Origin of the sequence: Desertivibrio insolitus (assembly GCF_017355965.1) — a bacterium.
In the GTDB taxonomy this organism is placed as follows: domain Bacteria; phylum Actinomycetota; class Actinomycetes; order Actinomycetales; family Microbacteriaceae; genus JAFIQW01.
This window is the reverse complement of record NZ_JAFIQW010000006.1, coordinates 1-23,835: the sequence shown is the minus strand read 5'-3', so window position 1 is coordinate 23,835 and position 23,835 is coordinate 1. Positions and strand designations below refer to the sequence as shown.

The following is a 23,835-nucleotide window of genomic DNA, read 5'->3' as shown; positions in this document are numbered from 1 at the left end:
TCGAGACCCTCCGGTCGCCGCGTGGGCGGAGGGTTCGGGTACGTGCGAGTCCGCCGCCCGGGACGGGCGGCGGCGCTGGCGTCGCGGCGGAGGCCAGAAATGGCCTCCGCTCCCAGCTCCAGCGCGCCCGGGTTAAGCTCTCCCCCATGGTCCTGCGCGAGCCCGACGTCGCTCCGCGCCCGTCGACCTCCCGGCCCCGCCTGCTCCGCCCCGGCCCGCTCGTGGCCGGACTCGCCCTCGTGGCCGTGCTCGTCACGGTGCGCCTGCTCGCGCCGGCCGACGAGCAGGTCATCGCCGCGGATGCCGCCCGCGACGCGATCACGCTGGCGATCAGCGTGCTGATCGAGTCGCTGCCCTTCGTCTTCCTCGGCATCCTGCTCGCGATCGTCGTGCAGCTGTGGGTGCCGGAACGGGTCATCCTGCGCCTGCTCCCCCGCACGCCGTGGCTACGCCGCGCGACCGTCTCGGTGCTCGGCGTCGTGCTGCCCGTCTGCGAGTGCGGCAACGTGCCGCTCGCCCGCGGACTCATGGTCAAGGGCCTCACGGTCGGCGAGTCGATGACGTTCCTCGCCGCCGCGCCGATCCTCAACCCGGTCACGATCATCACGACCTACCAGGCGTTCGGCTGGGAGGACGGCATCCTCGTCGCCCGCATCGCCGGCGGCTTCGCGATCGCGAACCTGCTCGGCTGGGTGTTCTCGCGGCATCCGTCGCCCTCGGAGCTGCTGACCACGCGCTTCCAGCGCACGTGCGCGTACGAGGCCCACTCCGACGAGCACGGCGGGCGGATGACCCGGGCGCTCGGCCTCTTCGCCCGCGAGACGAGCGCGATGCTGCCGGCGCTCTTCGTCGGTGCCGCGATCGCCGGTCTGATCCAGGTCGTCGTCTCGCGCGACCTGCTCGTGACCCTCGGCTCGAACCCGCTGTGGTCGGTGCTCGCACTCATGGCGCTCGCGTTCGTCATCGCGATCTGCTCGAACGTCGACGCGTTCTTCATCCTCGCGTTCGGGTCGACGTTCCTGCCCGGCGCGATCGTCGCGTTCCTCGTCTTCGGCGCGATCATCGACGTCAAGATGCTCTCGCTGCTCCGCACGACCTTCTCGACCCGCACGCTCGCGCAACTCACGGCACTCGTCGCGCTCTGCGCGCTCGCGCTCGGACTGGGGGTGAACCTGCTTGGCTAGCCGGCTCCTCGCCCGCTGGCGCGGCCTCGTGCTCGCGCTGCTCGGCATCGTCTCCACCGTCTGGCTCGGCGCGACGGGACAGCTCGGGCTCTACATCCACCCCCGCTACTACGTCTTCACCGTCGTCATGGCGGTGATCGGTGGCGTGCTCGCGGTCGCCACGTTCGCCCTCGCGCCTGCGCCCGACGAGCACGACGAGGAGGAGCTCCCCGCCCGCGGCCGCGGCTGGTGGACCCTCGGCGGGCTGCTCCTCGTCGCTGCCTCGGCCGTGGCGCTGCTCGCGCTGCCGCCGTCGACGCTCTCCGCCGCCTCCGCCGCCGATCGCGACGTCAACTCGTCCGACGCCGTGCTCGCGGTCGACGCCCCGACCCTCTCCGGGGCGGACTACGGCGCGTTCACCGTCAAGGACTGGGCCGCCGTGCTCCGCTCCCCCGCCTCCGCGGGCAGCATCGAGGGCCAGCGCGCGACCGTCAAGGGCTTCGTCACCCCCGACGAGACCGACCCCGACAACGTGTTCTACGTGACCCGCTTCGTCGTGACGTGCTGCGCCGTCGACGCCCAGCCCGTCGGTGTGCCCGTGTACCTGCCCGGATGGCGCGAGGATTTCCCCGTCGAGACCTGGGTCGACGTCGAGGGCGCCTTCGCGACCAACCCGAGCGTGGTCAGCAGCGAGGCGCTCGTGATCGTGCCGAGCACGACCGAGACGACCGAGCAGCCCGCGGAGCCGTACGTCTTCTGATGCCACCGATCGACGACTGGGACGACGAGCCCTTCCGCCGCGCCGAGCCGCGCCGCCGCACCGAGCCTCGGCGACGAGCCGAGCGGACGGAGAGCGCGCCCGCGCCGTCGAGGACCGAGCTGCGCCTCGAGCGCATGCGCCCGGACTCCCGCGGCTTCAGCCGAGCGCTCTGGGGCAGCATCCTCGTGCTCTCGGTGCTCGCGGCCGGGTTCGCCGTCGCCGGCAGCCTTCAGGGGCCACGACTCGACCGCGCCCAGCTCGCGACCGACGCGCTCATCGCCTCGGCCGGCTCACGGCTGCTGCTCACGACGGACCAGCCGATCGCCCCGGTGACCGCGGAAGACGTGACCGTCGAGCCCGCGGCATCCGTCACCGTGCAGAGCGACGAGCGCTCGGTCACGGTCACCTTCGACGACCTGCTCCGCTACGACACGGAGTACACGGTGCGCGTGGCCGGGGTGACCTCGTCGTCGACGGGCCGCACCGGCGACCTCGTGCACACCTTCACCACGCCGGATCCGGAGCTGTTCGTGCTCGACCGCGGCTCGGCCGGTGACCCCGACGTGCTCCGCCGCACGACGCTCGCGGGCGGCGAGGGCGAGGTCGTCTTCGAGGCCGACCGCATCCAGGAGTACGCCCGCACCTCCGACGGCTTCGTCGTCGTGACCCTCGACGCCGACGACGCGCCGACCGTGACCCGGGTCTCGCTCGCGGACGACTACGAACTGCCGGTCACCCTGCCGGGCGAGGGCCAGGTGAGCGAGCTCGCGGCGTCGGAGCAGGGCGTCTTCGGTTTCGTGTTCACCCCCGCGTCGGGCGGCGCCAGCGAGCTCGTGCTCTACGACGAGGCCGACCAGTCGGCGCTCGGCACCCCGATCGTCGGCACCGGCGGACCCGTCGGCGTGCGCGACTGGTACCTCGTGCCGGGGACGACGTCCGTCGTGCTGCACGACGCCGAAGGCAACCTGTCGCTCGTCGACGCGCTGACCCCCGAGGCGGCCTCGCCGCTCGGCACCCACGCCGAGGTGCGCGGCTTCGTGCCCGGCACGCTCGACCTCGTGGTCGCCGACCCTACCGGCGGCTTCGTCGTCGATCTCGCCACCGGTGAGCAGTCGGCGCTCGAACTCGCCGTGCCCGAGCTCGACCCCGCCCTCTCGACCGGACGCGTGCTCGTCGTCGACGAGGCGGGCGACTATCTCCTGCAGCTCGTCGGGTTCGCGGACTCGGGGCAGGTCGTCTCGGCGCTCCTCTACGTCGACGAGACGGGCGAGGCGCCGTTCAGCATCACCCCCGCCGCCGACGGCAGCACCGTGCGCGACTTCTGCCTCTCGCCGAACGGCCAGTACGCGGCGGTCGAGACGGTGTCGGTCGAGGGCGAGCCGGACGGCTATCCGCAGGCCTCCGCCTACACGGCGATGACGACGATCTTCGTCGACCTCACGACCGGTACGGCCACGCGCAGCATCGCGGGCTTCGCGCCGGACTGGTGCTGATCAGACACCAGCCCGGCCGCGAAAGCCGCTACTCCCGCGCTACTCCCGCGCCTTGCGCGTCGCCTTCGCGTTCGCCTTCTGGATCGCCTCGACGAGCTCGTCCTTCGTCATCTTCGACCGGCCGGGCACCTCGAGGCGCTTGGCCACGTCCAGGAGGTGCGCCTTCGAGGCGTTCGCGTCGACTCCCCCGGCGGTGTCGCCGCTGCGGCCGCCGCGGTTGCGCTCGGCCCCCTTGTCCGACGGGCCCTTCTCCTCCTTCGGCTCCCAGTGGTCACCGACCTTCTCGTAGGAGTGCTTGAGCGCCGAGAACGCCGTGCGATGGGCGCGTTCGCCCTCGCCGTAGGTCTCGACCGCGGAGTCGTGCGCCGCGATCCAGGTCTCCTGCGCGTGCTTCTCCGAGCGCTGCAGCGTGCTCGGCAGTTCGTCCCTCGCGGGCATGGTCCCTCCCTGCGTCGTTCCTCCCCCAGTACCCGTCGGGCGTGCGGATGACTCGGCGGCGAAGGCCCCGCTCAGGCTGCCTGGAGGGCGGGCGCCGAGGCATCCGGGGCCAGCGCGAGCAGCGCGTCGCCGGGCCGCACGTCCGCGGCGCGGTGAGTGACCAGCACGACGATCTTGTCGGCGAGCGCCGTGCGGAGATCGGCCATGAGCGCGGCCGCCGTGAGCAGGTCGAGGTGCGCGGTGGGCTCGTCGAGCAGCACCACCTCGGCGCGCGTGAGCAGCGTGCGGGCCACCGCGAGGCGCTGCCGCTCGCCGCCGGAGAGGCCGGCGCCCTCGCTGCCGATGCGCGTGTCGAGCCCGCGGGGCAGGGTCGCGACCAGCGGGCCGAGTCCGACGAGGGTCAGCACCCGGTGCAGCTCCTGCTCGTCGGGGCGGTCGTCGCGGCTGCGGGCGAGCAGCAGGTTGCCGCGGATGGTCGAGTCGAAGAGGTAGCCCTCCTGCGGCGCCCAGGCGACCCGCGACCGGAGGGCCTGCGGCGCGAGCCCCGCGGCGTCGACGCCGCCGAGCAGGTAGCGGCCCCGCTCGAGCGGGAGGTAGCCGAGCAGCACGGTGAGCAGGGTCGACTTGCCGCTGCCGGATGGCCCGTGCACGACGAGCCAGCGCCCGCGCCGGGCGGTCGCGGTGAGCCCCGCGAACGCCGGGACCGGAGCGCCGGGCCAGCGCGCGGCCGCGTCGTCGAGCTCGAGGGTCTCCACCGCCTGCGGCGCGAGGGCGGCCTCCTGCGCGGGCGCCGCGGGTGTCTCGGGCTCCGCGACTGCGACGGCACTCAGCGCCGACCTGAGCGCCGGGTACTGCTGCACGGCGTCGACACCGCCGAGCACGGGCTCGAGCAACCCGAGGGGCAGCAGCACGAGCACGGCGGCGATCGAGAGGTCGAGCGCGCCCGACCGCACCGCGGGTGCGAGCACGAGGGGCATCGCGACAGCGGCGGCGCAGAGCACGGCGACGACGAGCCCCGAGCCCGCGCCCAGCGCGCTCGCGGCGCGGCGGGCGTCGGCACCCGCCGCGGCGTCGGCCTCGCGGAGGCCCCGGCGCACCGACGCGGTGACGCCGTTCGAGCGCAGGTCGTCCGCCGCGGCGGCGAGCGCGGCGACCCGGCGGGCGATCTCGCCGCGCAGGGCGACCCGGCCGCGGCTCGCTCGGCGGTCGGCCCAACGGGCGAGCAGCGGTCCGCCGACGAGCGCGATCAGCAGCGCCGCGACGAGCAGCGGCACGGCGGGGGCGTGGAGCAGGGCGACCGTCGCGACGGCCGCGGTGGAGGTGACGAGGGCGACGACGGGCGGAAGCACGACGCGGGGCACGAGGTCGCGCGCCGAGTCGGCGGTGACGACGAGCAGGTCCACGGCGCTGCCGCCGCGCAGCAGCGCGCGTGAGGACGCGCCGCGCTGGGCGAGGCCGCGCCACAGCCGCATCCGCAGCCCGGTCGCCGCGTCGAACACGGCGTCGTGGGTGACGAGCCGCTCGCAGTAGCGGAGCACGGCGCGGGCGATGCCGAAGAAGCGCACGCCGACGATCGCGACGAGCAGGTACATGATCGCGGGCTCCTGGCTCGCGCGCACGATGAGCCAGCCGGAGACCGCCGTCAGGGCGGCCGCCGCCGTCGCGGCGGCGCTGCCGAGGAGCGCGGCCGCGACGAAGCGCCACGCGGCGGGTCGGAGGAAGCGCGCGATCAGGGCGAGGCCGGACTGGTCCGAGTCTGTGGCGGGGACGGGCTCCACGGCAGGCAGCGCGTCGGCGGGCGCCGGCTCGGGCAGGGCGCCCCACTCGGCGGCATCCGGAGCGGCGGCGCCGAGCAGCACCCGGGAGGTCGCGAGCGCCCGCACGCGCGGCTCGTGGGAGACGAGCAGCACGGTCGCGCGACCGGCGAGGGCGGCGAGTTCCCGCTCGACGGCGCGGGCCGACCTGTCGTCGAGGTGGGCCGTGGGTTCGTCGAGCAGCACGAGCGTCGCGCCCGCCTCCACGCGCGCGAGGGCGCGGGCGACGGCGAGGCGGCGGAGCTCGCCGGGGCTGAGCTCCGCGGGGTCGGCGTCGGCGCGGGCGGCGAGTCCGAGGCGCGCGAGCAGGGCGTCGCCACCCGGTCCGTAGAGCGCGAGCTCCTCGCGCACCGTCGGTGCGACGGTCTTCGGATGCTGCGGCACGACCGCCATCCGCTCGCGGTCGACGCCGCGCAGCTCGCCCGTCACGACCTCGCCGCCGAGCGAGCCGTCGAGCACGGCTAAGACGGTCGACTTGCCCGACCCGCTCGGTCCGTCGAGCACGGTGATCGCGCCGGCGGGGGCGGTGAGGTCGAGCCCCTCGACGGCGGCGACGCCGCGGCCGGGGTAGCGCACGGCGAGCCCGCGCACCTCGAGGGCCACCGGCGCGGCCGAGGCCGCAGCAGCCGGGGCCGCGGACAGCGGGGCTGGCACGGGCTCGTCGATCGCGGCGCGCACGCGGGACGAGGCGGCGACCGCGTCCTGCGCGGCGTGGAACGCCCCGCCCACGTCGCGGAACGGCGTGAAGCACTCCGGCGCCAGCAGCAGCGCGAGCAGTCCGACCTCGAGCGGCAGGTCGCCGCCGAGCAGCCGCAGCCCCACGAAGACCGCGACCACGGCGACCGAGATCGTGGCGATCAGCTCGAGCACGAGCGAGGACAGGAACGCGTGCCGGAGGGTCGCGAGAGTGCGCCGGCGGTGCTCGTCGGAGATGTCCCGCAGGGCGGCCGTCTGCTCCTCCACCCGGCCGAGGCCGACGAGCACCGGCAGACCGCGTGCGAGCTCGACGAGATGGTCGGAGAGTCGGGTGAGCGCCGACGTCGACTCCTCGACGCGGTCGCGGGTGTGCAGCCCGACGAGCGCCATGAACACGGGCACGAGCGGCACGGTGAGCACGACGATGAGGGCGCTCACCCAGTCGGCGAGCAGGATCCGCGCGCCGACCACGAGCGGCACGGTCGCGACCTGCGCGATCGCGGGCAGCACTCGGGAGTAGTACGTGTCGAGCTCGTCGAGGCCGCGGCTCGCGAGCACGCTCGCGCCGCCCGGGCCGAGCGACGAGGGGCCGGCGAGCAGGCGCTCGGCGAGGGCGCCGCGCAGGTGCTCCTTCGCCCCCAGGGCGGCCCGCGCGGCGTACGCCTCGGTCGCCCAGGCGAGGGCGCCTCGGGCGACCGCGGCGACGATGCCGACGCCGATCGCGGCGGCCCAGCCGTCGCCGCCCTCGACGAGGCGGGCGATCGCGACCGCGAGCGACCAGGCGAGGGCGACGAGGGCGCCGCCCTTGAGCGCGCCGAGCAGGCCCAGCACGTAGAGGGAGCGGATGCCGCGCGGCCCGAGCGCGAGGAGCGGCGCGAGCGGACCGCGGGCGGCAGCCGCGCGACGCGACGGAGCCTCGATCCGCCTGCCGCGCGCAGCCCTCGGCCGCTCGGTCGAGGTCACTTCTCGGCCTGGGCGAGCTTGCGCTGCAGCACCGCCGGCAGCACGGCGTGCGCGCCGGGAATCTGGTCGGCGTGCAGGCGCTTGCGGAAGACCCAGTACGTCCACGCCTGGTACGCGAGCACCAGAGGCAGCCCGATCAGGGCGACGACGCTCATCACACCGAGGGTGTACCCGCCGCTCGAGGCGTTGAAGACCGTGAGGTCGAACGCGGGATCGAGCGTCGAGGGCAGCACCGTCGGGTAGACCGACCCGAACAGGGTCAGCGCGCCGGCGACGAGGAAGGTCGCGATGCCCGCGAACGCGCGCCCCTCGCGGCCGGCCCGGGCCCCGAGCCATCCGGCGACGAGCGCGACGACGGCGACACCGAGCGGCAAGAGCGTCCAGAGCTTGCCGCCGTCGAACTGCACCGCCAGCACCCAGACGACGAGCGGCGCGAGCGCGGGCACGGCCCAGCGCACGACGAAGCGGCGGGCGCGCTCGCGCACCGGCCCCTCGGTCTTGAGCGCGAGGAACGCGGCGCCGTGCACGAGGCAGAAGCCGACGACGGCGAGCCCGCCGAGCACGGCCCAGCCGTTGAACCAGGCGAACGCCCCGCCGACGCGGTCGCCGTTCGCGTCGAGCGGCAGCCCCGTCGTGGTGAGGCCGAGGGCCGCCCCGACGCCGAACGCGGCGACGAGGGAGCCGAGGCCGATCGCGCGGTCCCAGCCGCGCACCCAGCGCTCGGTGTGCCCCTTGCCGCGGTACTCGATCGCGACGGCACGGAAGATCAGGCCGAGCAGCACGAAGACGAGCGGCAGGTAGAGGGCCGAGAACAGCGAGGCGTACCAGAACGGGAAGGCCGCGAACGTCGCCGCGCCCGCCGTGATGAGCCACACCTCGTTGCCGTCCCAGACGGGGCCGATCGTGTTGAGCATGAGCCGGCGCTCAGCCGGTGTCCGGGTCGAGAACAGCAGGTGCATCCCGACGCCGAAGTCGAAGCCCTCGAGCAGGAGGAAGCCGACCCACAGCGCGCCGATGGCGACGAACCAGAGGGTGGGCAGGATCTCGGTCATTTGGTCCGCTCCCGGATGTCAGTAGGCGAAGGCGAGCACGTCGCTGCGGCGGTCGTCGCCGCCGGGCTCGTCGGAAGGGGTGTCGTCGTCGTCGCCGTGTGCGAGCTCGGGCATGGCGGAGGCGATGCCGCCGCGCACGTACTTGACGAGAAGCAGCACCTCGACGACGAGGAGGGCCGCGTAGACCGCGGTGAGGCAGATGACGCTGAACAGCAGCTCGCCCCAGCTCACCCCGGGCGAGACCGCGGCCGCGGTGAACATGAACACCCCGTCGGTGCCGCTGGGGTTGGGGTTCGGCGCGACGACGAAGGGCTGACGGCCCATCTCGGTGAAGATCCACCCGGCCGAGTTCGCGGCGAACGGAGCGAGGATGCCGAGCACGGCGAGGCGCATGATCCACGCCGACTCGGGCACGGTGCCCCTGCGGGTCAACCAGAGCGCGACGGCGGCGGCGAAGGCGGCCAGACCGCCGAACCCGATCATGAGGCGGAAGCCCCAGTAGGTGATCTCGAGGTTCGGCACGTAGTCGATGGGCGCGCCGGAGTACTCGCCGTACTTCGGGTCGACCGGCAGGGTCTCGCCGTACAGCTCCTGGTACATGGGCTCGAGGTCCTTGATGCCCTGGATCTCGGTGTCGAAGTCGCTGTGCGCGAGGAAGGAGAGCATGCCGGGGATCTCGATGATGCCCTCGATGTCCTCGCACTCCCCCGAGCCGAGCTCGCCGACCGACAGCACCGAGAAGCTCGTGCCCGACTCGCACGCACCCTCGGCTGCGGCCATCTTCATGGGCTGCTGGTCGAACATGAGCTTGCCCTGCACGTCGCCGGTGACGGCCACGCCGCCGAAGGCGACGACGGCGACGAGCGCCCCGACCCGCAGCGAGCGGATCCAGACGTCGTGGTCGGCCCGGTCGCGGCCGGGGATGGCGCGGTTCTCGCCCACGACGACGCGGCGCGCGGCATCCACGGTGTCGATGCCGTCGCGGCGGCGCTGCCACAGCTGGTACCAGGCGATGCCGAGCAGGAAGCCCCCGCCGACGCCGAGGGCGCCGAAGATCGCGTGGCTGAACGCGGCCAGCGCAGTGTTGTTCGTGAGCACGGCCCAGATGTCGGTCATGACGGGGCGGCCGTCGACGAGCTCGACACCGACGGGGTGCTGCATCCACGAGTTCGCGACGATGATGAAGTACGCCGAGACGACGCTGCCGGCGACGGCGATCCAGAGCGTCGCGAGGTGGAGCTTTTTGGGCAGCCGGTTCCAGCCGAAGATCCACAGGCCGAGGAACGTCGACTCGAAGAAGAAGGCGAGCAGCCCCTCCATCGCGAGCGGGGCGCCGAACACGTCGCCGACGAAGCGGGAGTACTCGCTCCAGGCCATGCCGAACTGGAACTCCTGCACGAGACCGGTGGCCACGCCGAGGATGAAGTTGATCAGGTAGAGCTTGCCCCAGAACTTCGTCATCCGGAGCCAGCGCTCGTGCCCCGTTCGCACCCACATCGTCTGCATGAACGCGACGACCGGGCCGAGCCCGAGGGTCAACGGCACCATCCAGAAGTGATAGACGGTCGTGATGCCGAACTGCCAGCGTGCGATCTCGACGGGATCCACGGAGTTCCTCTCTCCAGAGCCCGCGTCGTGGCGGTGTGCCGCGGCGCTCTTCTACGCTCTCGTAGAAGTTCTTCTACGCCAGTGTAGAACTTATTTCTACGTCGTGTAGAAGTTTTTCTACGCACAGTAGAAAGTGGCGCTACCATTGACCCCGCGGGGAGCGTTCCCGCATGCCCCACTCGGCGGGAAGGAGACGACATGGCCACCCTCGGCGACCTCGAGCGCAGCGTCATGGAGATCCTGTGGACCGACGGCGAGAAGCTCTCGGCCTACGACCTGCAAACGCGCCTGGCGGATGCCGGCAGCACCAAGCTCGCGCCGACCACGGTGCTCACGGTGCTCACCCGCCTCGAGAACAAGGGCTTCGTCGCCCGCGACCGCTCGTCGCGCCCCCACGTCTTCTTCGCCGCCGCGTCGCGCGAGGACCACATGGCCGAGCTCATGCACGAGGTGCTCGGAGCCGCGAGCGACCGCGAGGCCGTGCTCGCCCGCTTCGTCGGCCAGGTCAGCCCGGACGAGGCCGAGACCCTGCGCCGCCTGCTGTCGGGTCGCTGAGCGGAAGCGGACCGCCGCTCAGCGGCATCCGCTAGGAATGGTCGCAAATGCTGACCGCCTCGATCGCCCTCGCGCTGCTCGCGATCGCGCTCGCGTGGCCCGTGCCGCTCGCGCTCTCCGCGGCGTCGTGGCCGTCGCGTGCGCCCGCGACCGCGCTGCTGCTGTGGCAGTCGATCGCGCTCGCGGGAGGCCTGTCGATGATCGGCGCCCTGCTGACCTACGGACTGATCCCGTTCGGCGACGACCTCGTCGGCGGTCTGCTCGGGCTCGCGGGGGTCGCCGCGGGTGACACCGTCGACCGCGTCAGCCTGCTGCACGTCTTCGCGCTCACGGGCGCGGTGCTGCTCGGCGGGCACCTGCTGCTGAACCTCGCCCTCACCGCCGACCGCGCCCGCCGTCAGCGCCAGCGGCACCGCCGCCTCGTAGACCTACTGAGCTCCCCCGTGCCCGACAGCCCCGGCAGCCGGATGCTGGACACCGCCGCCCCGGTGGCGTACTGCCTGCCCGGCACCGGGCGCTCGCTGACCGTGTTCTCGGCGGGGCTCGTCGACCTGCTCTCCGCCGACGAGTTGCGCGCCGTGATCGAGCACGAGAAGGCGCACCTCGACCAGCGCCATCACCTCGTGCTGCTCGCCTTCCGCGCCTGGAACGCGTCGCTGCCGTGGTTCCCGATCGCGTCGCGGGCGCGCCGCGAGGTGGGGCTGCTCGTGGAGATGCTCGCCGACGACCGCGCCCGCCGCGTGGTCCCGGATCAGACCCTCGCCACGGCGATCGCGCTCGTCGCGGGCGCCGGCGAGCAGCGCCCGACGGCCGAGCCCGACGACATCGTCGAGCAGGCCTCGCCCGCTGAGGTCACGGCGCGGGTGCGCCGCCTGCTCGGCGGGCACCGCGCACTGCCGTTCCCCGCACGCGGCGCGGTCGTCGCGGCAGCCGCGGGGCTGCTCGTCGTGCCGACGGTGCTGCTGCTCGCGCCCGCGGTCGCAGGCATCGGCGGGCTCGCGCTCTAGAGCCCGACTCGCTCGAGGAAACCATTGCGGAACTTGCCCTGCGGGTCGACCGTGCGGGCGAGTTCGCGGAAGTCGCCGGCGCGCTCGTAGCTCGCGGGCCGGTCGAACACCTTGCCCCAGTGCGGACGCGGGTCGAACGGCGCGAGCGCGGCCTCGACCGCGGGGACCAGGCCCGCGACCTCGGTCGGCTTGTTCTGCCACGTGAAGTGCACGCACAGCGACGTGCGGCGGTAGCCGGGTGAGAGCCAGAGCTCGTCGGCGGCGACGCTGCGCAGCTCGGTGATGTGCAGCGCGTCGGCGAGGCGAGGGCCGAGCTCGCGCACCGCGCGCAGGGCGTCGGCGGCCCGCTCGAGCGGGATCCAGTACTCGGTCTGGATCTCGTCGCCGTTCGAGGGGGTGCTGTCGATCCTGAAGTGCGGCAGCCGCTCGCTCCAGGCACCGGGCACGCCGCCCTGCTTGGTGGTGTTGTCCTCGCCCTCGGCGAGGCTGGTCTGCTCCGCCGGGTGCGCCCCGAGCGCGGCGGCGTCGAACACCTCGCCGGGCAGGCGGGTCTTGAGCCACAGGCTGAACTCGTCGGTCCACTTCGTGAAGAGGCTCACGCTGTACGCGGCGCCCATGATCCCCTGGACGTCGGCGAGCACGGCGTCCCACGACAGGTCGGTGAAGACGTCCTGCCGCACGCGGTAGCTCGGCTCGACCGCGAGGGTGACGGATGCCACGGGCCCGAGCGCCCCGAGCGCGACGACGGAGCCCTGGAAGCCCTCCTCCCCCGCCTCGATGCGCCGCAGCGACCCGTCGGGCGCGAGGAACGTGAGGCCGCGCACGGCGGTCGCGAGCGAACCGTTGCCGGTGCCCGAGCCATGCGTGCCGGTGGAGACGGCGCCCGCGACCGAGATGTGCGGCAGCGAGCCCATGTTGTGCAGCGCCCAACCGCGCTCCTCGAGCCACGTGGCGACGCGGGCGTAGCGGAAGCCGCCGGGGAACGTCACCGTGCCGGCCGCCTCGTCGAGCACGGGCTCCCCGGGGAGTCCCGTCAGGTCGAGCAGCACCTCGCCGTCGGCCACCTCGTTGAACGAGTGCCTCGTGCCGAGGGGGCGCAGCCGCGCGGCATCCGCCACGACCTGCTGCGCCTGCTCGAGGGTGTCGGGGCGCTCGATGCGCCCCGTGAACGTGTAGGTGCCCGACCAGTTCGTCTCCACCGGGCCAGCCTAGGTGGCGGGCGGAGGCTACGCGGCCGGCGCCGCCTCGGCCACGAGCTCGCGGACGCGCGGGATGACCTGCTCGCCGTAGAGGCGGATCGAGGTCATGAGGTGCGCGTGCGGCACGGGACCGCTCGTGTACTTGAGGTCGAAGCGGTCGAGGTCGAGCGCCGTCGCGGTGCGGGCGATCTTGCGCGCGACGGTCTCGGGCGAGCCGACGACGAGGGCGCCGTGCTCGATCTCCTGCACGTAGTTCTCGGGGGTCGGAGCGGCGAATCCGCGCTCGCGGCCGATCCGGCCGAACGCCTCCGCGTAGTGCGGCCAGAAGATCTCGCGGGCCTGCTCGTCGGTCTCGGCGATGAACCCGGGCGAGTGCACGCCGATCGGCTGCGGCTCCTTGCCGAGCTGCGCGAGCGCCCGCCGGAAGAGGTCGGCGTAGGGGGCGAAGCGCACGGGGTCGCCGCCGATGATCGCGAGCAGCAGCGGCAGCCCGTACGACGCGGCGCGCACGACGGACTCGGGCGATCCCCCGACGCCGACCCAGGTGCGGATTCGGCCGCCCTCGGTCTTGGGGTAGACCTCCTGGTCGTTCAGGCCCTGGCGCACGGTGCCCTGCCAGGTGACGGGGCCCTCCTCGAGCAGGGCGGCGAAGAGCTGCAGCTTTTCCTCGAAGAGCACGTTGTAGTCGCTCAGCTCGAAGCCGAACAGCGGGAACGACTCGGTGAACGAGCCGCGGCCGAGCATGACCTCCGCCCGCCCGTTGGAGATGGCGTCGATCGTCGCGAAGCGCTGGAAGACCCGCACGGGGTCGTCGCTCGAGAGCACGGTCACGGCCGAGCCGAGCTTGATGCGCGAGGTGCGGGCCGCGATGGCGGCGAGCACGGTCTCGGGGGCGGAGACGGCGTAGTCGTCGCGGTGGTGCTCCCCCACGCCGAAGAAGTCGACGCCGACCTCGTCGGCCAGCACCCCCTGCTCCACGACGTCGCGGATCACCTGGGCGTACGACTGCCGTCGGCCCTGCTCGTCGACGGTGACGTCGCCGAAGGTGTCCAGTCCGAGTTCGAGATGCCGCGCCATGATCGCCCTTTCCTCGCATCCGACGTTCTATACATCCGCATGTAACAGGGGTGCGTCGCGAGTATTCCACACGCCACCGCGGCGGAGATCACGAGCGAGGGATGCGACGCGCCGATCCGGCTCGGCAAGTCGGCCCGCCACTCATGAGTTCGGTCGGTGCCGGCGAAGGTCACGAGCCACGGTCGCGACGCGCCGAGGCGGCACCGCGTGTCGCCCCCGCCACTCATGAGTCCCGCCGATCCCGGTTCCCGAGGCAGGGCGACGGATGCCGCGGCGCAGACAGCCGCGGCATCCGTCACCCCTCCCGCTAGTTGAGCGCGGGGGTGTCGGCGGGGATGACGCCGCCGGAGTACAGGTCGGTCGCGAGCTCCTGCAGGGCGCGGAGCGCGACGCGCTGGGTCAGCGGGCCGTAAGAGATGCGGGCGACGCCGAGCTCCTCGTACTCCGCGGCGGTCAGCGCGCCGGGCAGGCCGATGACGCTGAGCTTGTTGCGGCCGAGGCCCTCGACGAGCCGCTCGGTCGCCGCCCGGTCGAGCGGGCCGGGCACGAAGACGAGACTCGCACCCTCGGCGAGGAACGCCCGGCCGCGCTCGATCGCGTCGTCGAGGCTCTCCTCGAGCGGGCGGTCGCCGCCGCGCACGATCGCGTCGGTGCGGGCGTTGAGCTGGAAGGCCACGCCCTCCGCCTCGGCGGCGCGCACGATCTCGCGCACCGCGGCGACCGAGTCGGCGAGCGGGGCGAGGCGGTCCTCCACGTTCGCGCCGACGACGCCGAGCTGGATCGCCTTGCGCACCGTCTCCCCCGGCGTGCCGTACCCGTTGTCGAGGTCGGCGGTCACGGGCAGGTCGGTCGCGTCGACGATCCGCTTCACCGCGGCGAGCGCGACGTCGGCGGGGATCGTGCCGTCGGCGTAGCCGTGGCTCGCGGCGATCGAGTGGCCCGCGGTCGCGATCGCCTTCGTCTCGGGCAGGTCGGCGACGACCTTCGCGCTGATCGCGTCCCAGACGTTGACGACCTGGAGGATGGAGTCGGATTCGTGGAGGGCCTTGAGGGTCTCGGCCTTGCTCGCAGTGGTCATGGCTCCGACCGTAGGGCCCCCGGATGCCCCCTGGCTGGGGCGCCGCTGAGCGTGACCGCCTGCTACCGCCCGCCGAAAGCGACGCCGACGACGACCGCGACGTCGACGACGACGGTCAGCCAGAACACGGTGAGGAACGAGCGTTTGCGCGTCTTGTGGCGCAGCAGCTGCTGCGCGAGCAGGCCGCCCGGCCAGCCGCCGAGCAGCCCGGCCGTCAGCAGCGTGGCCTCGGGGATGCGCCAGCGCCCCTCCACCGCGGCCCGCTTGTCGGCGGCGTAGAGCGCGAACGTGACGACCGACATCACGGCCGCGAGGGCCGGCAGCCACAGCGGCAGCAGCCCCTCCGCGGCGAGCGCCGCCGCGAGCCCCAGGGAGGCCGCTATCACCGCGACCGCGACCCACGACGGGTACCCGCGCCGGCCGGGCATCCGGCGCACGCCGAGCAGTCGGGCGGAGACGGCCTTGCGCCGGGCCGTCGGGCCGGACGCGACCACGACCTGCACCCGGTCGCCGCGGGCCGGGCGGCCGGTGCCGCGCGGGAAGTCCGTGATGTGCACGAAGACGTCGGAGCCGCCCGGCGCCTCCACGAAACCGAAACCGCGCGCGTCGTCCCAGCGCACGAGCACGCCCTCGAGGGCCACCGTCGCCGCCATGCAGCGAGGCTAGCCGCGACACGCCACCGGCGTTGCCCCGGGACACGCCGGAGCCCGGGAGAAGCTTGAAGGTCTCTACCCGAAGGAGAACCGTGTCCCGTCGTCTGCGCGCGCTCGTCGTCGTCCTGCTCGCCGCCGTCGTGGTGCTCGGCGTGCAGGCGCTCGTCGGCTCGCCCTCCGCCCCCGCGTCGGTGCCGGACGGCACCGCGGTCGCCCAGCTCGAGACGCTCCCGGTGAAGGGGCGCGCGCCGCAGACCGGGTACGAGCGCGAGGAGTTCGGCGACGGCTGGGCCGACCTCGACTGGAACGGCTGCGACACCCGCAACGACGTGCTCGCCCGCGACCTGGTCGAGGAGACGCTCGTCGACGGCTGCCGCGTCGCCACCGGCGTACTGCTCGATCCGTACACCGGCCGCACGATCCACTTCGTGCGCGGCGAGGAGACGTCGGCGGATGTACAGATCGACCACGTCGTGTCACTGTCGAATGCATGGCAGACGGGGGCGCAGCAGCTCTCCGAGACCGAGCGGATCGCGTTCGCGAACGACCCGCTGAACCTCCTCGCGGTCGCGGGCGAGGTCAACGCCGGCAAGGGCGACGGCGACGCCGCCACCTGGCTGCCGCCGCTGCGCAGCGTGCGCTGCGACTACGTCGCGCGGCAGATCGCCGTCAAGGCCGAGTACGACCTCTGGGTGACCCCGCCGGAGCACGACGCGATGCTGCGCGTGCTCGACGGATGCCCCGGGCATCCGGCCGCCTGACACCGCCCGGTCGATCCCGGGACACCTCCCGTTCACCTTGTGGTGGCCGTGTCGTCGAAGGCGCTTGCGACTCTTCCGGCACCACATCTCGCAACGGAAGGCACCACCCGTGACCATCGAGACCCCTCGTCTGCTCCCCATGGCCGCGCACGTGCGCGGCAAGCGCTCCGCCGTCACCTGCCAGCTCAAGTGCGGCAACGCCTGCGCCGGCGCCGAGTGCAACACCTCGGGCAACCCCCACTTCCGCGACATCGCCTCCGCCGCGATCTCGCGCCGCGCGATCCTCGGCTTCGGCGCCGCCGGCGCCGTCGTGCTCGCGACTGACGCCTTCGGGCTCACCGCTCCGGCCGCGGAGGCGGCCCCCAAGGGCGGCGCCTCCGCCGGGCTGCCGTTCTCCCCGATCGCGCCCGTCGCCAACACCGTGGACGACTTCACGGTGCCCGTCGGGTACCGCTGGGATCCGATCATCCGGTGGGGCGACCCCATCCTGCCCGGAGCGCCGGAGTTCGACGTGAACGCCCAGACCGTCGAGTCGCAGGCGGGCCAGTTCGGCTACAACAACGACTTCCTCGCGATCCTCGAGGACCCGAAGTCGAAGGGCACCCGCGGAGTCCTCGTCGCGAACCACGAGTACGTGAACCCGGCGATCATGTTCCCGCCCACGACGGACGCCGCCGAGCTCCGCCGCCGGTCGGAGATCTACAAGATGGCGCACGGCCTCAGCGTCGTCGAGCTCGAGCGCAGCGGTCGCGGCGCCCGCTGGGAGTACGTGCGCGAGGGCGAGGTGAACCGCCGCATCACGGCGGAGACCCCGTTCGAGCTGACCGGCCCCGCCGCGGGCTCGGACCTGCTCAAGACGAAGGGCGACCCGACCGGTCGCCGCGTGCTCGGCACGCTCAACAACTGCGCCGGCGGCGTCACCCCGTGGGGCACCATCCTCTCGGGCGAGGAGAACTTCAACCAGTACTTCCACGCCCCCACGACCCCGGAGCGCAGCCGCTACGGGCTCGCCTCGGCTCCCAACGGCACCAACACCGGCTGGGAGAAGTGGGACCCGCGCTTCGACGCGAGCACCCCCGACTACGCCAACGAGCCCAACCGCTTCGGCTGGATCGTCGAGATCGACCCGGATGACCCGACGTCGACGCCCCGCAAGCACACGGCGCTCGGCCGCTTCAAGCACGAGGGCGCGAACGTCATCGTCGGCGAGGACGGTCGCGTCGTGGCCTACATGGGCGACGATGAGCGCGGCGACTACCTGTACAAGTTCGTCTCGAAGAACCGGTTCAAGAACGGCAACGGCCACGGCGTCCGCCGGCAGAACATGCAGCTGCTGACCGAGGGCGACCTCTTCGTGGCGCGGTTCCGCGGCGACTCCCCCGCGGCCGAGATCACCGGCTCCGGCGCCCTGCCCTCCGACGGAGCTTTCGACGGCACGGGCGAATGGATCCCGCTGACGCAGAACGGCGAGAGCGCCGTGACCGGCATGACGATCGACCAGGTGCTCGTGTACACCCGCCTGGCCGCCGACAAGGTCGGCGCGACCCGCATGGACCGCCCCGAGGACGTCGAGCCCAGCCTCGCGAGCGGCAAGATCTACGTCGCCTGCACCAACAACTCGAACCGCGGCAGGAACTCCGCCCAGCCGGTGGACGAGGCGAACCCGCGCACGGGCAACCGCGACGGTCACGTGATCGAGATCACCGAGACGGCCGGGCAGTCGGGACGCACGTTCGGCTGGAGCATCCTGCTGCTCTGCGGCGTTCCGACCGACGCGAACACCTACTTCGCGGGCTTCCCGAAGGACAAGGTGTCGCCGATCTCCTGCCCCGACAACCTCGCGTTCGACTCCCAGGGCAACCTGTGGATCTCGACCGACGGCGCCCCGAGCACGATCGGCCTCAACGACGCGCTGTTCAAGGTGCCCCTGACCGGCAGCGAGCGCGGCCGGGTGCAGCAGTTCCTCGCCGTGCCGACCGAGGCCGAGACCTGCGGTCCGGTCATCCACGACACCGACGGCTCCGTCTTCGTGTCGGTGCAGCACCCCGGCGAGGACGGCAGCTGGGGGGCCCAGCACTCGTTCTTCCCCGACTACGCGCCCGCCAACGCCCCTGGCGTCTTCCGCGGCCCGCGCCCGAGCGTGGTGCAGGTCATCCGCGGCTAGCCCGTCGGTGGTGGGACCGCCCCTGGGGGCTCGGGCGGTCCCGCCACCGTCGTCCCGCCCGGCAGGGCCCCCGCCCCGGCGGAGCGTCGCCGCTTCGGGAAGGATGGTGGCGCCACCGTCCACGCCGAGGAGGACCATGCCGAGCACCGCCGTCGAGCATCTCGACGTCCTCATCGTCGGCGCGGGCATCTCCGGCATCGGGGCGGCGCACGCCGTGCAGACCCGCACGTCGCGCAGCTACGCGATCCTGGAGGCCCGGTCGGCGCTCGGCGGCACCTGGGATCTCTTCCGCTATCCCGGCATCCGGTCCGACTCCGACCTCTACACGTTCGGCTTCGATTTCCGTCCGTGGCGCGAGGACGAGTCGATCGCGAGCGCCGACCGCATCCTCGCCTACCTGCAGGACACCGCGCGGGAGCACGGCATCGACCGCCGCATCCGCTTCTCGCACCGCGTCGTCGCCGCTCGGTGGGACTCCCCCGAGGCGCGCTGGCACGTCGACGTCGAACGCACCGACACGGGCGAGCGCGTCGCCCTCACCGCGAACTGGCTCTTCGGCGCGACCGGGACTACCGCTACGACCGGGGCTTCTCGCCGCGCTTCGAGGGCGGGGAGTCGTTCCGCGGACGCATCGTGCACCCGCAGGCGTGGCCGGCCGACCTCGACCACCGGGGCCGCCGCGTCGTCGTGATCGGCAGCGGCGCGACGGCGGTGACGCTCGTGCCGGCGCTCGCGACGGATGCCGCGCACGTGACCATGCTGCAGCGCACCCCGACCTACATCCTCAGCGCCCCGGCGAAGGACCGGATCGCGAACGCCCTGCGCCGGGCGCTCGGCGACGACCGGGCGCACCCGCTCGTCCGGCAGAAGAACATCGCGGTGCAGCGCCTGCTCTGGCGGGCCTGCCGCCGCTTCCCGGAGCAGGCGCGCCGCGTCATCCGCTGGACCAACGCGCGGCAGTTGCCGGCCGGCTACCCGGTCGACGAGCACTTCAGCCCGCCCTACGACCCGTGGGACCAGCGGCTCTGCCTCGTGCCCGACGGCGACTTCTTCGCCGCGATCCGGTCGGGATCGGCGTCGGTCGTCACCGACCGGGTGCGCCGCTTCACCGAGACCGGCATCGAGCTCGAGTCCGGCGAGGAACTCGAGGCGGACATCGTCGTCACCGCGACGGGACTCGAGCTGCTGCCCTTCGGCGGCATCGAGCTCACGGTCGACGGCGCGCCCGTCGATCTGACGGAGCGGCTCGCGTACCGCGGCACGATGCTCGACGGGGTGCCGAACTTCGCCTACGCGATCGGGTACACGAACGCCTCGTGGACGCTCAAGGTCGGGTTGCTCTGCACGTACTTCACCCGCGTGCTCGAGCACATGGACCGCCTCGGCTACGACGCCTGCCGGCCCGAGCGCCCGGCAGGGCCGGTGCTCACCCGTCCGCTGCTCGACTTCGGCGCCGGCTACGTGCGTCGCGCCGTGGACCGGCTGCCGAAGCAGGGCGAGCGGGCGCCCTGGGTGATGTCGATGAACTACTACGAGGACGTCGCCCTGCTGCGCCGGGCTCCCGTCGACGACGGCGTGCTGCGCTTCGAGCGGGCGCGGCGTGCGACGGGGGTGACGGTGTGAGCGCCGAGCGCTTCTGCGACCTGCCGAGCGGCATCCGCCTCTGCTATCGCGTCGACGGCGACGAGTCCGCCCGACCGCTGCTGCTCGTCGCGGGCCTCGGGCTCGATCTCGCCTCCTGGCCCCAGGCGCTCATCGACGGTCTGCTCGAGCGCGGCTTCCGCGTTCTCCGGTTCGACAACCGCGACATCGGTCGCTCGACCCACGTCGCGACCCCGCCGCCCGGTCCTCTGCGCCAGCTCCTCGCCGTGGCCCGGCCCGAGGACTACGACCTGGGCGACATGGCCGACGACACGATCGGGCTGCTCGATCAACTCGGCATCGACGCGGTCGACCTCGTCGGGATGTCGATGGGCGGCATGATCGCGCAGATCGTCGCGGCGCGCGCACCGTCGCGCGTGCGCTCGCTGACCTCGATCTTCTCGACCACGGGCGCCGCGCGCACGGGCCGCCCGGCGCACTCGACCCTCGTGCGGATGGGCCGGCCGCCGGTGCGCACCGCCGAGGCCTTCGTCGCCCGTCACCTGAGCGTGCTGCGGCACATCGGCTCGACGGAGTATCCGTTCGACGAGCGCATCGAGCGCGAGTGGGCGCTGCGCGCGTGGGAGCGCGGCGGCGGGGCGGAACGCACCGCGGGCGTCGCGCGACAGATCGGCGCGATCGGCAAGTCGGGCGACCGCACGGCCGAGGTGCGCACGATCACGGCGCCGACCCTCGTCGTGCACGGCGACCGCGACCGGATGGTGCACCCGAGCGGCGGTGAGGCCACGGCCGCGGCGATCCCCGGCGCCCGTCACGTCGTGCTGCCGGGGATGCGTCACCACCTCGCGCCGACGCTCGCCCCGCGGCTCGTCGAGCTGATCGCCGAGCACACCGGGGCGGCCCGCGACGGGGCCGGGGCGCCGCGGTGTCCGGGCCACGAGAACTAGCAGCTCTGCTCGACGCTGCGCGTCAGGAGGCCTCGACGAGCGTCACCCGCGCGCCGCCCGCCTGCTTCGAGCGGTACATCGCGGCATCGGCCAGTTCGAGCAGCGTGTCGGCCGAGGGGTGCGACTCCGCGTCCACGACGACCGCGCCGATGCTCGCGGTAACGGGGTGCTCGGCGGGCGCCGCGACCTCGGCCGCGACACGGCTCGCGACCGCCTCCAGCTGACTCCGCTCGACGCCGAAGCAGACGACCACGAACTCGTCGCCGCCCCAGCGCGCGACGACGTCGCGGTCGCGCACCGCGCCCTTGAGCCGGGCCGCCGTGCGCACCAGCACCTCGTCCCCCGCCACATGGCCGTGCACGTCGTTGACCGACTTGAAGCCGTCGAGATCGAGGAACAGGATGCCGAAGCGCCCGAACGCCGCGGCGGTCTCGAGCTGCGCGTGCAGCGCCCCGCGGTTGAGCAGCCCGGTGAGCGGGTCCTCGCGGGCAGACCGGGCGAGGCGCCCCTGCAGCCGGATGCGGGTGAGCGCGACCCCGGCGTTCTGCGCGATGCTCTCGCGGAGCCGCTGGGCTCCCTCGTCGGGCTCGCGCTCGCGGTGGAACGCGCAGACGATCACGGCGATGGTCTCGCCCTCGACCGAGACCGGGGTGAGCACCGCCTGGGCGAGCCGCTCTGGCCGGCGCAGCGCGACGGCGAGCACCCGCTCGGCCTCCGTGCCCGCGTCCGGCCGCGGAAGAACCGTCGGCGCCGTGGGCGGAGCCCACGCCTCGGTGACGCCTCCGTCGACGCCGTGCCAGCGCGACTCCCCGGCGGGGGTGAGCACGGCGATCTCCGACGGACGGAACGTCTGCACGAAGGTCTGGGTGAGCGCCTGCAGCAGCTCCTCCTCGGTGCTGCTCGCGAGGAACGACTCCGCCGAGGTGCGCAGCGCGTCGAGCGCCCGGGCGGAGTCCTCCGCGGTCCGGCGAGCGACGACGAGATCGCTCTCGAAGCGGGTGCGCTCGGTCGCTTCGATGAGGGCGCCGTGCACGGCATCCGCCCCCGCCCGCGCCGTGAGCAGCACCGGCCGCGAAGGGCCGCTCGTCGAGGCGAGCGAGAGCACGACCTCGTCGACCCGGCCGCCGACGGCGAGCACGGGGAGCACCCGCGTGTCGTAGAGGATGCGGCTGCTCGGCACGAGCACGTCGGCCAGGCGCACGCCGACGAGATCGGTCGCACCGACCCAGTCCCCGAGGGTGCGATTCGCCTCGAGGATCCGTCCGTGCTGATCGAGCGTGAACAGGGCGCAGGGCGCCTCGTGGAACAGTCGCTCGAAGCGGCCGAGGCCCTCTTCGATCAACGCAGAAAACGCAGGATGTGCTCGGAGAGCTCGGCGGGCGACGACAGGTTCGGGGTGTGACCGGTGGAGTTCAGCGCGACGAACTCGCTGCCCGGAATCCGCTCCTGCACCCAGCGGCCGACGTCGGTCGAGGCGATCGCGTCGTCCTGCGACTGCACGACGAGCGTCGGCACGGAGACGAGCTCGAGGTCGCGGCGGTTGTCGGAGAGGAAGGTCACGCGGGCGAAGTGCTTCGCGATCTCCGGGTCGGTGCGGCAGAAACTCGTCTTCCACTCGTCGGCGAGCTCCGGCCGGTCGATGTTGCCGACGATCACGGGCGCCATCTGCTCCGACCAGCCGAGCGGGTTGGCGTCGAGGGCCTCGAGCAGCGCGTCGATGTCCTCGCGGCGGAACCCGCCGCGGTAGTCGACGTCGTCGACGTAGCGCGGCGACGGCCCGACGAGCACGAGCGCGCCGAACAGTTCGGGCGCGGCGATCGAGGCGAGCACCCCGATCATCGAGCTCACCGAGTGACCGACGAAGACCACGTCGCTCAGGTCGAACGCCCGGAGCAGGTCCACGACGTCATCCGCGTAGCCGTGAAGCGAGTCGTACTTGGCCTGGTCGTACTCGGTGAGATCGGAGTCCCCCGCGCCCACCAGGTCGAACGTGACGACGCGGTAACCGGCCGACTCGAAGGCGGGGGTGACGTCGCGCCACATCGCCTGGCTGCAGCCGTAACCGTGGGCGAACACGACCGGTCGCCCGGTCGGGTCGCCGCTCACCCGGACGTTGTTCCGGCCGGTGACTCTCTGAAGCAGTGCACCCGTAGACACGATCTCTCCTCAGCCGCGGCTCGCCCGCGCCCCTCACGCTAGTTCCGCGCCGCACGGCCCTGCAACCCGTCTCCTGGAGACCGGCTCAGGATTGCCGCGGCGCCAGTACCCGAATCCCGGCGGGCGTGAGACGCTACCGCCGAGGGGGTGACGGTGAAGGGCTACACGGCAGACCAGATCGCGGAGGGCTTGGGCCGCGGCGAGATCCTCGCCTACTTCCAGCCTCAGATCGAAGTGAACTCCGGCGCCATCGTCGCGGCCGAGGCGCTGAGCCGGTGGCGGCATCCGACCGACGGCCTCGTGTTCCCCGACGAGTACATCCCCACGGCCGAGCGCGTGGGGCTCATCGCCGACATCGACCGGCGGATGCTCGCGCTGGCGTGCGAGCACGTGCGCGAGTGGGACGCGGCCGGCCTGCCCGTCGGGGTCTCGGTCAACGTGTCCGCGTCGCGCGTCGCCGCGGGCGGGCTGCGGGAACAACTGCTCGGCTGCGTCGAGTCCACCGGCATCGATCCGGGCCGCCTCACCGTGGAGATCACGGAGTCGCAGGCCATCACGGCGGTCGACGGGGCGCGGGAGCTCCTCGCGTCGCTCGTCGAGCACGGCTTCGGCGTCTCGATCGACGACTTCGGCACCGGGCACGCCGAC

The 23,835-nt window shown here is 73.1% G+C and carries 21 protein-coding genes; 11 read left to right on the top strand and 10 right to left on the bottom strand.

Annotated features, from left to right (window positions below; genetic code table 11):
- Window positions 1-146: 146 nt before the first annotated feature.
- From JUB10_RS13085 to JUB10_RS13075, 3 genes are read left to right on the top strand one after another with little or no spacing between them, the layout of a single operon-like run.
- On the top strand, window positions 147-1,184 hold the full coding sequence (locus JUB10_RS13085) for a permease (protein ID WP_207457415.1): 1,038 nt from the start codon (window positions 147-149) through the stop codon (window positions 1,182-1,184).
- Window positions 1,177-1,923: a TIGR03943 family putative permease subunit gene (locus tag JUB10_RS13080; protein WP_242682624.1), complete on the top strand. Its 747-nt coding sequence runs from the start codon at window positions 1,177-1,179 to the stop codon at window positions 1,921-1,923. The genes JUB10_RS13085 and JUB10_RS13080 overlap by 8 nt, the downstream gene beginning before the upstream one ends.
- Entirely contained in the window at window positions 1,923-3,416 is a 1,494-nt protein-coding gene (locus tag JUB10_RS13075; protein ID WP_207457413.1) for a hypothetical protein, read from the top strand. The genes JUB10_RS13080 and JUB10_RS13075 overlap by 1 nt, the downstream gene beginning before the upstream one ends.
- A 39-nt stretch (window positions 3,417-3,455) precedes the next feature.
- On the opposite strand, the gene JUB10_RS13070 is transcribed toward JUB10_RS13075, so the two are convergent.
- The 4 genes from JUB10_RS13070 to JUB10_RS13055 form a co-directional block, all read right to left on the bottom strand.
- A complete protein-coding gene (locus JUB10_RS13070; protein ID WP_207457411.1) occupies window positions 3,456-3,854 on the bottom strand; it encodes a ChaB family protein in 399 nt (132 codons plus the stop codon).
- A gap of 71 nt (window positions 3,855-3,925) precedes the next feature.
- Window positions 3,926-7,327 carry a thiol reductant ABC exporter subunit CydD gene (cydD, locus tag JUB10_RS13065; protein ID WP_307859230.1) on the bottom strand — a complete coding sequence of 1,134 codons (3,402 nt, stop codon included), beginning with the start codon at window positions 7,325-7,327 and terminating at the stop codon, window positions 3,926-3,928.
- The gene (cydB, locus tag JUB10_RS13060) at window positions 7,324-8,379 is read right to left on the bottom strand and encodes a cytochrome d ubiquinol oxidase subunit II (RefSeq protein ID WP_207457409.1); all 1,056 of its coding nucleotides are present in this window, start codon (window positions 8,377-8,379) and stop codon (window positions 7,324-7,326) included. The genes cydD and cydB overlap by 4 nt, the downstream gene beginning before the upstream one ends.
- A gap of 18 nt (window positions 8,380-8,397) precedes the next feature.
- Window positions 8,398-9,987, bottom strand: a complete 1,590-nt coding sequence (locus tag JUB10_RS13055; protein WP_207457407.1) for a cytochrome ubiquinol oxidase subunit I — start codon at window positions 9,985-9,987, stop codon at window positions 8,398-8,400.
- Window positions 9,988-10,185: 198 nt separating this feature from the next.
- Between JUB10_RS13055 and JUB10_RS13050 the strand changes: the two genes are divergently transcribed.
- Window positions 10,186-10,542: a BlaI/MecI/CopY family transcriptional regulator gene (locus tag JUB10_RS13050; protein ID WP_207457405.1), complete on the top strand. Its 357-nt coding sequence runs from the start codon at window positions 10,186-10,188 to the stop codon at window positions 10,540-10,542.
- A gap of 47 nt (window positions 10,543-10,589) precedes the next feature.
- Window positions 10,590-11,549 (top strand): M56 family metallopeptidase, encoded by a 960-nt coding sequence (locus JUB10_RS13045; RefSeq protein ID WP_207457403.1) that lies wholly within the window; start codon window positions 10,590-10,592, stop codon window positions 11,547-11,549.
- On the opposite strand, the gene JUB10_RS15105 is transcribed toward JUB10_RS13045, so the two are convergent.
- The 4 genes from JUB10_RS15105 to JUB10_RS13025 form a co-directional block, all read right to left on the bottom strand.
- A complete protein-coding gene (locus JUB10_RS15105; protein ID WP_207457401.1) occupies window positions 11,546-12,748 on the bottom strand; it encodes an FAD-binding protein in 1,203 nt (400 codons plus the stop codon). The two genes, JUB10_RS13045 and JUB10_RS15105, sit on opposite strands and share 4 nt — an antisense overlap.
- A 27-nt stretch (window positions 12,749-12,775) precedes the next feature.
- Window positions 12,776-13,825: an LLM class flavin-dependent oxidoreductase gene (locus JUB10_RS13035; protein WP_207457399.1), complete on the bottom strand. Its 1,050-nt coding sequence runs from the start codon at window positions 13,823-13,825 to the stop codon at window positions 12,776-12,778.
- Between the two features lie 307 nt (window positions 13,826-14,132).
- Complete coding sequence (locus tag JUB10_RS13030) at window positions 14,133-14,903, bottom strand: isocitrate lyase/PEP mutase family protein (RefSeq protein WP_207457397.1); 771 nt, start codon at window positions 14,901-14,903, stop codon at window positions 14,133-14,135.
- 62 nt (window positions 14,904-14,965) lie between these two features.
- Window positions 14,966-15,556 (bottom strand): DUF1294 domain-containing protein, encoded by a 591-nt coding sequence (locus JUB10_RS13025; protein ID WP_207457395.1) that lies wholly within the window; start codon window positions 15,554-15,556, stop codon window positions 14,966-14,968.
- Window positions 15,557-15,648: 92 nt separating this feature from the next.
- On the opposite strand from JUB10_RS13025, the gene JUB10_RS13020 reads away from it, so the two are divergent.
- The 5 genes from JUB10_RS13020 (at window position 15,649) to JUB10_RS15095 (ending at window position 21,030) form a co-directional block, all read left to right on the top strand.
- Complete coding sequence (locus JUB10_RS13020; RefSeq protein ID WP_307859229.1) at window positions 15,649-16,317, top strand: HNH endonuclease family protein; 669 nt, start codon at window positions 15,649-15,651, stop codon at window positions 16,315-16,317.
- A gap of 139 nt (window positions 16,318-16,456) precedes the next feature.
- Window positions 16,457-18,481, top strand: a complete 2,025-nt coding sequence (locus tag JUB10_RS13015; RefSeq protein ID WP_207457629.1) for a PhoX family protein — start codon at window positions 16,457-16,459, stop codon at window positions 18,479-18,481.
- 136 nt (window positions 18,482-18,617) lie between these two features.
- Window positions 18,618-19,172 (top strand): NAD(P)-binding protein, encoded by a 555-nt coding sequence (locus JUB10_RS14735; protein WP_242682622.1) that lies wholly within the window; start codon window positions 18,618-18,620, stop codon window positions 19,170-19,172.
- Window positions 19,115-20,104 carry a flavin-containing monooxygenase gene (locus JUB10_RS15100; RefSeq protein ID WP_307859228.1) on the top strand — a complete coding sequence of 330 codons (990 nt, stop codon included), beginning with the start codon at window positions 19,115-19,117 and terminating at the stop codon, window positions 20,102-20,104. Before JUB10_RS14735 ends, JUB10_RS15100 begins: the two co-directional genes overlap by 58 nt.
- Window positions 20,101-21,030 carry an alpha/beta fold hydrolase gene (locus JUB10_RS15095; RefSeq protein WP_207457391.1) on the top strand — a complete coding sequence of 310 codons (930 nt, stop codon included), beginning with the start codon at window positions 20,101-20,103 and terminating at the stop codon, window positions 21,028-21,030. Before JUB10_RS15100 ends, JUB10_RS15095 begins: the two co-directional genes overlap by 4 nt.
- A 22-nt stretch (window positions 21,031-21,052) precedes the next feature.
- Here JUB10_RS15095 and JUB10_RS13000 read toward each other — a convergent pair whose 3' ends face one another.
- Together JUB10_RS13000 and JUB10_RS12995 are read right to left on the bottom strand one after the other, a co-directional pair.
- The gene (locus JUB10_RS13000) at window positions 21,053-22,372 is read right to left on the bottom strand and encodes a GGDEF domain-containing protein (RefSeq protein ID WP_207457390.1); all 1,320 of its coding nucleotides are present in this window, start codon (window positions 22,370-22,372) and stop codon (window positions 21,053-21,055) included.
- Window positions 22,369-23,187, bottom strand: coding sequence for an alpha/beta fold hydrolase (locus JUB10_RS12995; RefSeq protein ID WP_307859227.1), 819 nt, complete (start codon window positions 23,185-23,187; stop codon window positions 22,369-22,371). The genes JUB10_RS13000 and JUB10_RS12995 overlap by 4 nt, the downstream gene beginning before the upstream one ends.
- Before the next feature lie 153 nt (window positions 23,188-23,340).
- On the opposite strand from JUB10_RS12995, the gene JUB10_RS12990 reads away from it, so the two are divergent.
- Window positions 23,341-23,835 (top strand): EAL domain-containing protein (locus JUB10_RS12990; RefSeq protein WP_207457388.1); only part of this gene is annotated, 495 nt, incomplete at its 3' end.

What these genes read in the sequence shown, in the direction of transcription:
- JUB10_RS13085 (WP_207457415.1), top strand. Translation starts at nt 147, where the DNA reads ATGGTCCTGCGCGAGCCCGACGTCGCTCCGCGCCCGTCGACCTCCCGG.
- JUB10_RS13075 (WP_207457413.1), top strand. Translation starts at nt 1,923, where the DNA reads ATGCCACCGATCGACGACTGGGACGACGAGCCCTTCCGCCGCGCCGAG.
- JUB10_RS13070 (WP_207457411.1), bottom strand. Translation starts at nt 3,854, where the DNA reads ATGCCCGCGAGGGACGAACTGCCGAGCACGCTGCAGCGCTCGGAGAAG.
- cydB (WP_207457409.1), bottom strand. Translation starts at nt 8,379, where the DNA reads ATGACCGAGATCCTGCCCACCCTCTGGTTCGTCGCCATCGGCGCGCTG.
- JUB10_RS13050 (WP_207457405.1), top strand. Translation starts at nt 10,186, where the DNA reads ATGGCCACCCTCGGCGACCTCGAGCGCAGCGTCATGGAGATCCTGTGG.
- JUB10_RS13045 (WP_207457403.1), top strand. Translation starts at nt 10,590, where the DNA reads ATGCTGACCGCCTCGATCGCCCTCGCGCTGCTCGCGATCGCGCTCGCG.
- JUB10_RS13035 (WP_207457399.1), bottom strand. Translation starts at nt 13,825, where the DNA reads ATGGCGCGGCATCTCGAACTCGGACTGGACACCTTCGGCGACGTCACC.
- JUB10_RS13030 (WP_207457397.1), bottom strand. Translation starts at nt 14,903, where the DNA reads ATGACCACTGCGAGCAAGGCCGAGACCCTCAAGGCCCTCCACGAATCC.
- JUB10_RS13025 (WP_207457395.1), bottom strand. Translation starts at nt 15,556, where the DNA reads ATGGCGGCGACGGTGGCCCTCGAGGGCGTGCTCGTGCGCTGGGACGAC.
- JUB10_RS13015 (WP_207457629.1), top strand. Translation starts at nt 16,457, where the DNA reads ATGGCCGCGCACGTGCGCGGCAAGCGCTCCGCCGTCACCTGCCAGCTC.
- JUB10_RS14735 (WP_242682622.1), top strand. Translation starts at nt 18,618, where the DNA reads ATGCCGAGCACCGCCGTCGAGCATCTCGACGTCCTCATCGTCGGCGCG.